Here is a 12,714-nt window from a genome sequence, read left to right on the forward strand (position 1 = left end):
GCTCTTTGATGTGCTGTTGGAACTACTGCTGACCGAAGACATGCCGCAGCCCGTGGTCGCCCGGCGGCTTCAAGCCTTTCTCACGGCGGCGCGCCTGGTTCCCGAACAGCTGGGCCGCACCTACTACATCATGCAGGGACCTTGTGGCCAGCTGACGGCCACGTTTGAAAAGCCGTCGTTCCGGCTCTACCAGGTGACGGCTCGCCTGACGCCGGCGGCCTATGCCCAGATGAAGCAGCACGCCCAGGCCCTGCCCGCCAGCCCCGCTTACGCGAGCCGCTGGCAGAATAAGTGGCTGGGGTGGTGGCCGCGTTTGGTGGTCACCTCGCCCGGCGCGGGCGCGAAAACCGTCATGGCCCGCTTCTTAGGGCTGCTGCCCAAACAAAAATTCATCGTCCTGACCCGGGGGTAACCCGCGCGGCAGGTTACGGCATAACTGTACTGGCCCCGGGCTATTGCCCGTAGAACTGGCCCAGCAGGACCAGAACGCCGACAAAGAGGTAAATGCCCAGGCGTTGCAGCTTTAGGGCGGGCTTATGGTGGTCACACATGCCGGCTCAACACCGCGCCGCAGGATTCCGTTGCATGCCTGAGCCCCTCCCGATTATTAATCCCCTAACCGAAGCTTACCGGGCCTTGCCCGGATGCTGCCTGAGCCAGGCCCGAACCTGGTTTATCTCCCGCTGCTGGTCAAGCAGGATGAGGTAAGCCACTTTTCTGAGCGCCTCGTCGCGGCCCAGTTCCAGCTCCGCCCGGGCCAGGGTGATGGAGTTTTCGTGGTGCGGAATCAGCAAGCTCGCGTAGTCCCGGTCGATGTCGCCTGTGCCGGCGTCCTGGCGCTGCTCCTCGACTTGGGCAGGCGCACGGGCGGTATCGCCGGCAATGGAGCGGTGCGCGGCCGGGTGCAGGCCCTTGGTGGCGGCTTCGAGCAGTTCGGCCAGCTGGTGGGACTGGGAGGTATGCTCGGGGTAGGTGGGCGGCTGGCTGAGCATGCGCTCAATGGCCGAGTCCAGGCCGGGAATCAGCCGCTGGTGCGCTTGGTGAATGTCGCGGGCCAGGGCGCGCAGCGTGGCATCCCGCCCGTGCTGCAGTTCCAGGGCCGACATGGACACCGCGGCCTGGTGGTTTTCCCGCATGAGCCGGGCAAAGTACACGTCCAGGTTGTCGGTGCGCGGCAGGGCCTGGGAGTGCGCATCCATGGTGTGCAGGGCCTGCATCATGGTAGAAGGGACCTGCGCCATGTGCGCGTCCTGCCCGTCATCGGTTTTACGGCCGCAGCCACTCAGCAGCAGACCGAGGAACAATAGGGCCGCGGCGAATTTGAAAACAGACAAAGCGGGGGCAACCATGGCCGGAAGATAAGTTGGGCAGCGGCCCGAAATAAGGGAAGGGCGGTTGGGGACGGGTTTAGTTGGCCGCCCCGGTGGAGTTGGCTTTCAGCCAGCGCTGGAACTGCTTGATTTCCTGCTGCTGGTCGCGCACGATGCGCCGGGCCGCATCCCGCAGCTCGGCGTTGCGGCCAAACGCCAGCTCGGCCTGGGCCAGGGCCACGCCGCTGCGGTGGTGTAGCTCCATGAGGGTGGCAAAGTCGGCGTCGGGGCTGCCGGGCAGGGCCGGCACCTGCCGCAGGGGCGCCAGGGCCGCCGCAATGCGGCGCACAAACGGGTCCCGGGCGTTGCCCGGCCGGTACTCCTGCCCGGCGGGCGGCTCGCGCCGCAGCGCCAGGGTGAGCACGTGGGTGTCCTTTTCGTGGCTCTTGACCACGTGCTGGGCCATGGCACGCAGGGTGGAGTCCTTGCCCTGCGAGAGTTGCACGGCCGCCAGGCGCTGGGCCCCGGCGTGGTGCACGGCCATCAGGCTGGCAAAGTCATCGTCCCAGCAGCCGATGCGGCGCACCGCGTCCAGCTCACGCACCAGGAGCTGCAGGGAGTCGGCCGGGTTCGGGGGCGCGGCGGCCGGCGCTGGCGCGGCCTTGGGCTGGTCGTGGATATCGGCTTCGTGGGCCGCCGAATCGGGGGACTCGGAATTACAGCCGGTTAGGCACTGCACGACAGCAATCAGCAGCGCGGAAAATAAGCAGCGATTTTTCATAAAACTCAGGGCAGAAGAATTTTGCGACCTTGCCGCTTAACAATACGGGCTGCTGCAAGCATACTAAGCGGAACCAGCTAGAGAAAGGGACAGAACTGAAGGTAATAAAGCCGACCAGGATAAACGGCGGCCGTTACCTGCCGTTCGCCGGGCCGTTAGTACAGCACCCCGTTGACGGGCTGGATGGGCTGGGGCAGGGCGGTTTCGCCCAGCATCTGGCGCAGGTCGATTTCGATGCTGCGGCAGAGCGTCGTCATGGGCACGTCGTTCATCCGGTTTTCAAACGGGTCTTCGCTGATGTGACCCACCAGCTCGATGGTGACGAACACCCAGGAGACGAGCACCGAAAAAGGCACCGTGAACCAGTAGTGTCCGTGCCCCATTTTCTCAAACTCGGCTAGCAGGCCCAGGGGCAGTAGGGCGATAAAAATCCAGACGAACACCACGCTGGAAAAGGCGTACTGCCGCGGAAAGGGCGTGTTTTTGATGCGCTCGCTGCCGCCCTGCAGGTTGGTCAGCTCGCGCAGGTCCTCGACCAGGGCGTGGCGCTGCAGGTCGTCGAACAGGCCGTCGGCTTCCTGCAGGGCTTGGCTTTGGCGCAGCAGCAGCTGGGCGGGCGGGTTCACCGTGATGCGCAGGTAGTCGGATTCGGCCGGGTCCAGAAACGGGGCCACGGCCTGGTTCCACTGCTCCTTGGTTTGGCGGCGCAGGTGCAGGCACAGGGCGTTGACCCAGGCCAGCTGCCGGTACACCAGCTGGCGCTGGTAGCTCACTTGCTCGGGCGTGAGGTCCGTGCGCGCGGGCTGCGTGTTGGCCAGCACCAGCATGGTCCAGTTGCGGCTGCGGTTGACGATGCCGCCCCACAGCTGGCGGGCCTCGTTGAAGCGGTTGTAGGAGCTGCTGTTTTTGAAGCCCACGTAAAACGAGACGGCCACGCCCAGGATACTCACCAGCTGCCAGGGGATGTCCAGCCAGGTCATGCCCAGCGGGCCGTGCAGAATCGCCAGCGTCAAATCGTACACGATAAAAATCAGCAGGTCTTTCCAGGAGTAGTCCCAGATGACGCGCCAGTGAATGTGTTTTTGAACGTACATGCAAACAGGTTAGGGATGAAGAAACCGGCGCGCTACAAGAGCCCAGCCAGCAGGTTGATGGTCAGGGCCACGATGCTGGTGTTGAAGGCAAAAGCCAGCAGGCCGTGCAGCATCACCAAGCGCCGCATGCGGGTGGAGGACACGGCCACGTCGGCGGTCTGGGCGGTGGAGCCCACCACGAAGGCGAAGTAGGCAAAGTCCCAGTACGAGGCCGGGGGCGCGCCCGGAAAGTCCAGCCCACCCAGGTTATCGGGTGGTTCGGTAGTGGTGTCCTCGCTGAAGTACACGTGGGCGTAGCGTAGGGCAAACACCGTGTGCACCAGCAGCCAGGCCCCCACCACGGCCCCGGCCGCGAGCAGCACGTGGACGGCCACCTCACGCCGGCTCAGGTTGGGCAGGTTGCTCAGCAGCAGCACCACGGCCCCCAGTGAAGCGGCGCTGCCCACCAGCACGGCCACGAAGGCCCACGTCCGGCCCGGGTCCTGGCGGTTGGCCATCCGGCGGATGTGGGCCGCGTCGGCCCGGTGGGTGCCGGCCCATAGCAGGGCCAGGATACCCAAGCAGAACAGGTCCCAGGCCGCTACCAGCCGCGTGGCCGGCAGCAGGCTGCCGGGCAGCAGCGCCCACCCCGCCCCGGCGACGGCCGCCGCCGCCAGCAGGCGTTGGCGGGCCGAGAGGTTGAGCAGGTGCAGCAGCAGGTGGCGGTGCGACAGGAGATGGGCAAGCGGCATAAGCCAGGGAATTGCCGACCGGGAAGCCGGGCACTTGAAAAGAAAACTTAGTAGTTGATGTGCACGCCGTAGCTCTCGTCCACCAGCACGTCCTTCCACTGGGCAATCAGGCGCTGGTAGGCCCGGCCCACGGGGCGCATCTTACGGTCGAGGTCGTAGAGGCCCAGCGGGTTAACGCGGCCGTTGTTTTCGCGCAGGGCGGTGTCCCAGTCCACCTGGTCGAGCAGGGAGTACCAGGTAAAGCCCACCAGGGGAATGCCGTCTTGCTTGAGGCGGTAGGCGTTGGCCCACTGCCGCCAGAGCCAGCCCACCGAGTCGGGCTCCCACATGTTGGTTTCCGTGTGCATCAGCGGCATGCGGTAGCGGTCGTAGTACTGCTTGGCGATGACGTAGTAGCCGAACACGTCGCCGGCCGGGTAGGTGCTGCCGTCGGCGCGTACCATGCGCTCGTTGGTGCGGTAGTAGTCCGTGCCCATGATGCACTTGGCCTTGATGTTCTGGTCATCGAACCAGTGGTATTCTTCGTCGGTCATGCCGTTTTTGAGCAGGTACTCGTGCATGACCACGCTTACCGGGTAGCCGTAGGTCAGGTCCAGGCTCAAAAAGCGCTTTTGGTTGAGGAAGTTGGCCAGGGGCCGCGCGGCCGGCGTTTCGGGGTGGAAGTACTCGGCCGACTCGCTCTGAATGAAAATGGCACCCGGCTGCACGGCCAGGATGGCCTGCATGGCCAGTACGCCCGCCCGGCACACGTGCTTGAGGGCCGTGACGAACGCCAGGTCGCTGGTCAGGCACTCGTTCCACCAGCCGTACTGGGCCGAAAACATGACCGTGACGAAGATTTCGTTGATGGGGGTGTAGAACTGCAGGTCCGGGAAGCGCGCGGCGAAGGCCCCGGCGTAGGCGGCGAAGTGCTCGGGAAACGCGGGGTTCTGAAAATTGCCCAGCCAGTCGGGCAGGCCGAAGTGCAGCAAATCCACGAGCGGCGTGATGCCCAGCTCTTTCAGATGGGCAAACGTCTCGTCGGTAAAGGCCCAGTCGTACTGATTCGGTCCCAGGTGTACGCGGTAGTACTGCGGGCCGTAGCGCAGAAACTCGATGCCCATCTCCTTGACCAGGGCGAAATCTTCGCGCCAGCGCTCGTAGTGCCCGGTCTTGGCCAGCTCGTCCACCCGGTGGGTAGTGCCGTCGGGCAGTTTGATGGTCGGGTAGCTGTTTTCGATGCCGGTGGCAAACATGAACGCACTCATACGCGAAGGATTAAGGAGAAAATCAAGAAGAAAGCGCGGCCCGCTACAGGATGCTGAGCCGTCCGCCGTCCACGACCAGCGTGGTGCCGTTGATGTAGTGCGCGTCGGCCGAGGCCAGGTAGCAGATGGCGCCGGCAATGTCTTCGGGGTGGCCCACCTCGCCCTCAATCTTCTCCTTGCCGCTCTTCACGTTCGGGTTGTTCCAGAGCATGGGCGTGTCCACGGCGCCGGGGGCCACGCAGTTGGTGCGCACCAAGGTGGCGGGGTACTCCTGGCTCATGCCGCGCGTGAAGGCTTCCAGGGCCCCTTTGCTGGCCGCGTAGGGAATCACGTTGGCGGTAGTTTGCTGGCCGTGCACGGAGCTGATGTTTACAATGGCCCCGCCCTGCATGTGCGCCAGGCAGAGCCGGCTGAGCAGAAACACGGCCCGCAGGTTGACGGCCAGCACCAGGTCCCATTCCGCCACCGTCAGCTCGGTGATGGGCTTAAAAGTCATCACGGCCGCGTTGTTTACCAGCACGTCCACCCGCCCGTAGGCGGCCACCACCGTTTGCACCGCGGCCTCAATCTCGGCCACCAAGCCCAAATCGGCCCGCACGGCCAGGGCCCGCCCACCGGCTTGTTCAATCAGGGCCACGGTCTCGGCGGCCGTGGCGGCGTCCCGGTCCAGGACCGCCACGGTGCCGCCCTCGGCGGCAAGCTGCTGGCAGGCGGCCCGCCCGATGCCGGAGCCGCCCCCGGTCACCAGACATATTTTATCGGTGAAGCGCATGGCGTTGCTAGTGAGCATTAGCGGGGTCAATCAGGGTGGTGCGCACGATGTTGCTGTGCCCTTCCAAATCGTCTTGCTGGGTGAAGTGCTGCACCTGGTATTCGAGCGTGGTGCCGGCCGGAAAGGCTTCCGTATCGATGAAAGGGGAGCGGGCGTTGGTCGCCACCTGCTGCCAGGTGTCCCCTTCCGTCCCTACCCGGCGGTAGACGTGCACCTTTTCCAGCATTTCCTTGGAAAAGGCAATGTGCCGGCCCGCCGGCACCAGCGTGAGTTCAATCAGGAGTTTGTGGGAATTCATAGTAAACGATGAAGTAAAGCCGCTCTACACGAGCATGCCCAGGATAAGAAATACCAAGAAGCCCAGGAAGAACGTCGAGGTCAGCCAGGGCGATTCCGGCTCCTCGTGGGCCTCGGTGAGCAATTCCTCGGTCACCAGAAAGAGCAGGGCTGCCAGCCCGAAGGAAAGCACCAGCTCCATGACGTTATCGGAAGCGCCCTGCAGCACCGTGATGCCGACGCCGGCTCCCACTACCAGCAAAGCCGATAGTGCTACCACCACGCCCACGGTCCGGGCCTTGGTCTGGCCTTCCTGCTGCAGCTCGACGGCCGTGGCCAGGCCCAGCGACAGCACCTCGATGGTAAGGGCAATGGCCAGCAGCATCCCTTCCTCGGCACCCGCCGCGAAGCCGATGCCCAGCAGCAGTCCGTCGATGAGAATGTCAATGGCCACGCCCGTGAGCAGGCCCATGGGCAGGGGAGCCCGGCGCTGGTCGGCAGCTTTCTCGGATTCCGACGTCCACATAACGTCCGAGGCGAAGTAGGGAATCGGGTTGGCCTTCTCCTTGTCCGCGGCCTTGCGGGTCAGCGAGCGCAGGGCCAGCATGACCCCTACGCCGAAGGCAAAGCCCAGTCCTACTTCCAGGGGCCGGTGCCGGGCCACGATATCGGGCAGCAGCTCGACGGCCACCACGGAAAACACCACGCCGGCCGCGAAGTGCAGAATGGCGCTGCGAATGGCGGCGCCCGGCGGGCGTAGCACGGCTATTACGGCTCCCACCACCATGATGGCAGCGGGCACCAGGGAATACAGCAGCACTTGCGTCCAAGAGGGGGTTACGTCCGGCGTAACGGCTAGTAATAGGGCTGGTAGCATACTCATTACATGTTCAGCGCCCCGATGCCGGCCGCGTTCAGGCAAGCTTCCTTGAAGGCTTCGGCGTAGGTAGGGTGGGCGTGCGACATCAGGCCCACGTCTTCGGCCGCACCGCGGAAGTGCATGATGCCCACGGCTTCGGCGATGATGTCGGCAATGCGCGCGCCAATCATGTGCACGCCCAGAATCTCGTCGGTTTGCGCGTCGGTGAGCACCTTTACCAGCCCTTCGGTGTCGGCGCCGGCCAGGGCCCGGCCGGAGGCGGAGTAGGGAAAGGAGCCCACCTTGTAGGCCTTGCCCTGCTCTTTGAGTTGCTCTTCGGTGTAGCCCACGCCCGCTACTTCGGGCCAGGTGTATACCACATTGGGAATGAGCAGGTAATTGACTTCCGGGTGCTTGCCGGCAATGAGCTCGGCCACGTACACGCCCTCGTCGGAGGCCTTGTGGGCCAGCATGGCCCCGCGCACCACGTCGCCCAGGGCCCAGATGCCCGGCGCGGTGGTTTGCAGGTCCTCGTTCACCTTCACCCGCCCCTTTTCGTCGAGCTCCACGCCGGCCGCGGCCAGGTTCAGCCCATCGATATAGGGCCGGCGGCCCACCGACACCAGGCAGTAGTCGCCCTCCAGCTGCAGCTCGGCCGACGGCCCGCCCTGGGCAGTGAGCTTGACCGTGTCGCCGGTGCGCTCCACGGCCGTCACTTTGTGGGAGAGGTAGAACTCCAGGCCCTGCTTCTTGAGCGAGCGCAGCAGCTCCTTGCCCAGGGTACGGTCCATGGTCGGGATGATGGCGTCGGTGTATTCCACCACCGACACCTTGCTGCCCAGACGGGCGTACACCGAGCCCAGCTCCAGGCCGATGACGCCGCCGCCCACAATAATGAGGTGCTTGGGCCGCTCGCGGAGGGCCAGCGCCTCGGTGCTGGTGATGACGCGCTCCTTGTCCAGGGTGATGAAGGGCAGGGTGCTGGGCTTGGAGCCGGTGGCGATGATGATGTTTTTGGCCGTCAGCTGCTGCTCTTCCCCACTGCCCCCGTCGCCGGGCTGCACCCGCACGGTGGTGGCATCCACGAAAGAAGCCACGCCGTGGAGAACGTCCACCTTGTTTTTCTTCATCAGGAACACCACCCCGTCGCACACCTTTTTCACCACCTGGTCTTTGCGGTCCATCATGCGGGGCAGGTCGGCGCGCAGGTTGTCGGCCGCGATGCCGTGCTCGGCAAACTGGTGGGTGGCTTTTTGGTAGAGCTCGGTGGATTCAAGTACGGCCTTGCTGGGGATGCAGCCCACGTTGAGGCAGGTGCCGCCCAGGGTGGGGTACTTTTCGATGATGGCCGTTTTCAGGCCCAGCTGCCCGCAGCGCACGGCGGCGATGTAGCCGCCGGGGCCGGAGCCGATAATGATAACATCGTATTTATTCATGAAAGACGGAGAAGAAAATGAAAGGGTGAGGTGAGGCAGGATAGTAAAAGGCCAAGCTATGCGAGGTTGGGCTCGACGTGCACCAGCACGTTGTACACCGCCGGCCGGGCGCGCTTGATGGCCGCTTTCACGGCGCCGGCAATGGCATGGCCCTCGCGCACGCTAATGCCTCCATCGACCAGCACGTGCAGGTCGACAAAAAATTCCAGGCCCATCTTGCGCACAAAGCATTTCTCGGTGGCTACCACGCCGGGCACGGCTTCGGCCAGGGCGCGCACATCCGCTACCCAGGTGCCCGCCGGGGCCTCGTCCATGATTTCGCCGAAGGCCGGCCGGAAAATGTGGTACGCGTTGTACACGATAAAGGCGCAGGCCACGAGCGCTGCCCAGTCGTCGGCACTTTCGTAGCCGGGGCCCCCCAGCAGGGCAATGCCGATGCCCACAAACGCCGTAGCCGAAGTAATGGCGTCGGCGCGGTGGTGCCAGGCATCGGCTTTCACCGCCGCGCTTTCCACTTCCTGGCCCACGCGCAGCACCCGGCGGTAGAGCGTTTCCTTGATGGCAATAATGACAGCCAGCACCGCCAGCGTGAAACGGGCGGGCAGCTGGTGGGGCGTCTGGATACGCAGGATGCTCTCGTAGGCGATGTAGGCCGCAGCCGCCAGCAGCGCCCCCGCCACCAGCATGGCCGCCAGCGGTTCGGCCTTGCCGTGGCCGTATGGGTGATTATCGTCCGGTTCCCGGGCGGCGGTGCGCAGCCCCAGCCACACAATGCCAGAACTGACGATGTCGGTGGCCGACTCAATGGCATCGGCAATCAGGGCGTAGGAGTTGCCCAGCACCCCGGCCGTGCCCTTGCCCAGCACCAAGGCCACGTTGGCCCCGATGCCCCACAGGGTAGAGGCCTGGCCACGCTCGGCCCGCTGGCGATTCGTAGGGGAGTTAACTGACTCCATGAACGATGGTAAGAGTATCAAGCCTTAGCAATTTGCGGGGGTTGCGTGTCGTGCGCTTACAGGTGCGTTTCGTGCTGGGCGAAGTCGCCGCGTTCCACCTGGATGGTGGCGTGCTGAATGGGGTGCTTGGTCGTGAGGTAGTCGTGGGTGCGGGTGAGCACGTCCTCGTGGCGGGCTTCGTCGGTCAGCACCACGTGGAGGCTCAGCGCGTTGACGCCCGAGGTGAGCACCCAGGCGTGCAGGTCGTGCACGGCCGCCACGCCGGGCACCTGCAGCAGCCCCTGGCGCATGGCTTCCAGGTTCACGTCGGCCGGGGTGCCCTCCAGCAGCACGTTCACCGACTCCTTGAGCAGGGCCCAGGTGCGGGGCAGGATGAACAGCCCAATGCCGGCCGAGAGCAGCGGGTCGGCGTAGTACCACTTCGTGGTGAGCATGATAGCCCCGGCAATGAGCACGCCCACCGATGTGAGAAGGTCAGACAAGACCTCGAAATAGGCGCCCTTCATGTTCAGGCTCTCGCCCGAGCTTTTGCGCAGCAGGTACACGCCGTATAAGTTGACCAGCATGCCCACGCCGGCCACCCACATCATGGTGGTGCTCTCCACCTTGGGCGGGTTGAGAAAGCGGAAATACGCCTCGTAGAGGATGTAAATCGAAATCAGAATCAGCACCACCGCGTTGGTGAGGGCGGCCAGAATCTCGAAGCGGTAGTAGCCGAAGGTGCGCTCGGGCGTGGCGGGCTTCTCGCCGAAGCGGATGGCCAGCAGCGCCAGCCCGACGCCGGCTACGTCGGTGAGCATATGGCCCGCGTCGGCCAGCAGGGCCAGGCTGCCGGTCCACCAGCCGCCGATAACCTCGGCCACCAGGTAAGTAAGCGTCGTGAAAAAGACGATGGTCAGGGCGCGCTTGTTGCGCGAGGCGGCGCTGCCGCTCATGCCGTGGGCGCCGCTCATGCTGATTGACCGTTGTGGTGGTGGGGGCCTTCGCGCAGTTCGCGGGGCATGGGCTCGACAACCGACAGGTTTTCTGCTTTCGGCGGTACAATGGGAGCGGGGGGCGGCGTGCCGCCCGTGCCGGGCGTGGCGTAGTCCATGCGCTGAATGCGCACGGCGTTGAGGATGGCCAGCAGGGCCACGCCCACGTCGGCAAACACGGCCTCCCACATGGTGGCCAGGCCGCCGGCGCCGAGGGCCAGCACGACGCCCTTCACCACGAAGGCCAGCCAGATGTTCTGCCACACCACGCGGTGGGTGGCGCGGGCAATGCGCCGGGCGGTGGCAATCTTGCTGGGGTGGTCGGTCTGAATCACCACGTCGGCGGTTTCGATGGTGGCGTCCGAGCCCAGCCCGCCCATGGCGATGCCTACGTCGGCCAGGGCCACTACCGGGGCGTCGTTCACCCCATCGCCCACGAAGGCCAGCTTGCGGCCCGCGTCCTTGTACTCCTGCACGTGGCGCACCTTGTCTTCGGGCAGCAGCCCGCCGTAGGCCTCGTCAAGGCCCAGCTCCTTCGCTACCCGCTGGACGATGCTGTCCTTGTCGCCGGAGAGCATCACGATTTTGGTGATGCCGTCGGCGCGCAGCTCCTGCACGGTGCGGGCCGCGTCCTCCTTGGGCGAGTCGGCCACGGTTAGGTAGCCGGCGTATTTACCGTCCACGGCGGCTACGACGATGCTGTCGAACACCTGGTCGACTTCGGCGGGGTAGGCCACGTTGAACTTGGTGAGCAGCTTGGTGTTGCCGGCCAGCACGTCGCGGCCGTCTACTTTGCCGCGCAGGCCGTGGCCGCTGATTTCTTCCACATTATCCACCGAAACGCCCTGCGCGGCTGCGTCTGCGTGCAGCACGACGGCCTTGGCGATGGGGTGGGTGGACTTGGTTTCCAGCGCGCCCACCAGCCGCAGCAGCTGTGGGGCATCGAAACCCGCGGCGGGCTGCACCTGCTGCACGGCGAAGATGCCCTGGGTGAGCGTGCCGGTTTTGTCCATGACCACCGTGTCGAGCTCGCGCATCAAATCCAGGAAGTTGGAGCCCTTAAACAGGATGCCGGCCTTGGACGCCGCCCCGATGCCGCCGAAGTAGCCCAGCGGGATGCTGATGACCAGCGCGCAGGGGCAGGAGATGACCAGGAACACCAGCGCCCGGTAGAGCCAGGTGCGAAACACGTAGTCATCCACCACAAAGTAGGGCACCACCACGAGCAGCACGGCCAGCAATACCACAATCGGCGTGTAGATTTTGGCGAACTTGGTGATGAACTGCTGGGTCTTGGCCTTGCGGCCCACCGCGTCCTGCACCATGGTCAGGATTTTGGCCAGCTTGGTGTCCTTGTAGTTCGCCGTCACGGCCACCTGAATCAGCGATTCCAGGTTGACCATGCCGGCCAGCACGACCTCGCCGGATTGCTTGGTCTGGGGCACCGACTCGCCGGTAAGGGCGGCCGTGTTGAAGGAGGCCGGACCCTTGGTCAGGGTGCCGTCAAGGGCCACCTTCTCGCCGGGCTTCACCTCGATGGTGTCGCCCACGACGACTTCCTTAGGGTCCAGCACCACGGTCTGCCCGTTGCGGATAACGGTGACTTCGGTGGCCTGAATTTCGAGCAGGGCCCGGATGCTGCGCTTGGCCCGGTTCACGGCCGCGTCCTGAAACAGCTCGCCCACGGTGTAGAACAGCATCACGGCCACGCCCTCCGGGTATTGCTCAATGGCAAACGCGCCGATGGTGGCGATGCTCATGAGCAGAAACTCGTTGAATATGTTGCCGCTGGGAATGCTGAGCACGGCCGCTTTCACCACCTTCCAGCCCACCAGCAGGTAGGCGACGCTGTACCAGCCCAGGCGAACGTAGCCGGTGAACCAGGCCACGTTATAGTAGTCCAGCGCGATGCCGACCAGTAGTAGCACGAAGCTGACGCCGGGCCAGAGGTAGGGGTTGGCACCGGCCGGTCCGTGGTCGTGGTCGTCGCCGGAGCCGTGGTCGTGGCCGGCGTGCTCGTCTTTCGCCTTCTGGCCCAGGTTTACCACCTTTTTGCCCGCCGGGTGGTTGTGGCCCGTGTGGTCGTGTTCGGCGTGGTCGTGGCCGGGCACGTCGTGGCCTTCTGGCGCGGCGGCGGCTTCGGGCGTGAGCTGGTCGCGGCTGAGCGCACCCACGTTTTCGAGCTTGACCTGCTTGGCCGTGTTGAGCTCTTCGTCGGTGTTGGGGGAGGTTGGGTCAGGCATAGGAAAAAAATAGCAGCGGTGAATGAAGAAAGCAG

Annotated in this window: 13 protein-coding genes; 1 reads left to right on the forward strand and 12 read right to left on the reverse strand. The window is 64.8% G+C overall.

The features are described 5' to 3' along the window. The coding region (locus tag I5L79_RS19405) for a hypothetical protein (protein ID WP_196956740.1) at positions 1 to 412 on the forward strand (412 nt) is incomplete at its 5' end. Between the two features lie 214 nt (positions 413 to 626). Here I5L79_RS19405 and I5L79_RS19410 read toward each other — a convergent pair. The 12 genes from I5L79_RS19410 to I5L79_RS19465 form a co-directional block, all read right to left on the reverse strand. Beyond that, the gene (locus I5L79_RS19410) at positions 627 to 1,334 is read right to left on the reverse strand and encodes a DUF305 domain-containing protein (RefSeq protein WP_196956741.1); all 708 of its coding nucleotides are present in this window, start codon (positions 1,332 to 1,334) and stop codon (positions 627 to 629) included. A gap of 73 nt (positions 1,335 to 1,407) precedes the next feature. Further along, positions 1,408 to 2,091 carry a DUF305 domain-containing protein gene (locus I5L79_RS19415; RefSeq protein ID WP_135398292.1) on the reverse strand — a complete coding sequence of 228 codons (684 nt, stop codon included), beginning with the start codon at positions 2,089 to 2,091 and terminating at the stop codon, positions 1,408 to 1,410. Positions 2,092 to 2,246: 155 nt separating this feature from the next. Further along, positions 2,247 to 3,185, reverse strand: a complete 939-nt coding sequence (locus I5L79_RS19420) for a bestrophin family protein (RefSeq protein WP_196956742.1) — start codon at positions 3,183 to 3,185, stop codon at positions 2,247 to 2,249. A gap of 32 nt (positions 3,186 to 3,217) precedes the next feature. After that, positions 3,218 to 3,916 carry a DUF1345 domain-containing protein gene (locus I5L79_RS19425; protein WP_196956743.1) on the reverse strand — a complete coding sequence of 233 codons (699 nt, stop codon included), beginning with the start codon at positions 3,914 to 3,916 and terminating at the stop codon, positions 3,218 to 3,220. A gap of 47 nt (positions 3,917 to 3,963) precedes the next feature. Beyond that, a complete protein-coding gene (locus I5L79_RS19430; RefSeq protein ID WP_196956744.1) occupies positions 3,964 to 5,163 on the reverse strand; it encodes a family 1 glycosylhydrolase in 1,200 nt (399 codons plus the stop codon). 43 nt (positions 5,164 to 5,206) lie between these two features. Then, positions 5,207 to 5,953 carry an SDR family NAD(P)-dependent oxidoreductase gene (locus I5L79_RS19435; RefSeq protein ID WP_231403224.1) on the reverse strand — a complete coding sequence of 249 codons (747 nt, stop codon included), beginning with the start codon at positions 5,951 to 5,953 and terminating at the stop codon, positions 5,207 to 5,209. Next, positions 5,943 to 6,233, reverse strand: coding sequence for a hypothetical protein (locus I5L79_RS19440; RefSeq protein ID WP_196956745.1), 291 nt, complete (start codon positions 6,231 to 6,233; stop codon positions 5,943 to 5,945). Before I5L79_RS19440 ends, I5L79_RS19435 begins: the two co-directional genes overlap by 11 nt. A gap of 24 nt (positions 6,234 to 6,257) precedes the next feature. Next, a complete protein-coding gene (locus I5L79_RS19445; RefSeq protein WP_231403225.1) occupies positions 6,258 to 7,088 on the reverse strand; it encodes a ZIP family metal transporter in 831 nt (276 codons plus the stop codon). 5 nt (positions 7,089 to 7,093) lie between these two features. After that, positions 7,094 to 8,506, reverse strand: coding sequence for a dihydrolipoyl dehydrogenase (gene lpdA / locus I5L79_RS19450; RefSeq protein ID WP_196956746.1), 1,413 nt, complete (start codon positions 8,504 to 8,506; stop codon positions 7,094 to 7,096). A gap of 56 nt (positions 8,507 to 8,562) precedes the next feature. Further along, a complete protein-coding gene (locus I5L79_RS19455; RefSeq protein ID WP_196956747.1) occupies positions 8,563 to 9,462 on the reverse strand; it encodes a cation diffusion facilitator family transporter in 900 nt (299 codons plus the stop codon). Positions 9,463 to 9,518: 56 nt separating this feature from the next. Continuing rightward, positions 9,519 to 10,415 (reverse strand): cation diffusion facilitator family transporter, encoded by an 897-nt coding sequence (locus tag I5L79_RS19460; protein WP_196956748.1) that lies wholly within the window; start codon positions 10,413 to 10,415, stop codon positions 9,519 to 9,521. Next, a complete protein-coding gene (locus tag I5L79_RS19465) occupies positions 10,412 to 12,679 on the reverse strand; it encodes a heavy metal translocating P-type ATPase (RefSeq protein WP_196956749.1) in 2,268 nt (755 codons plus the stop codon). Before I5L79_RS19465 ends, I5L79_RS19460 begins: the two co-directional genes overlap by 4 nt. Between the last annotated feature and the right edge of the window lie 35 nt (positions 12,680 to 12,714).

It is taken from the genome of Hymenobacter guriensis, from assembly GCF_015773195.1.
GTDB classification, from domain to species: domain Bacteria; phylum Bacteroidota; class Bacteroidia; order Cytophagales; family Hymenobacteraceae; genus Hymenobacter; species Hymenobacter guriensis.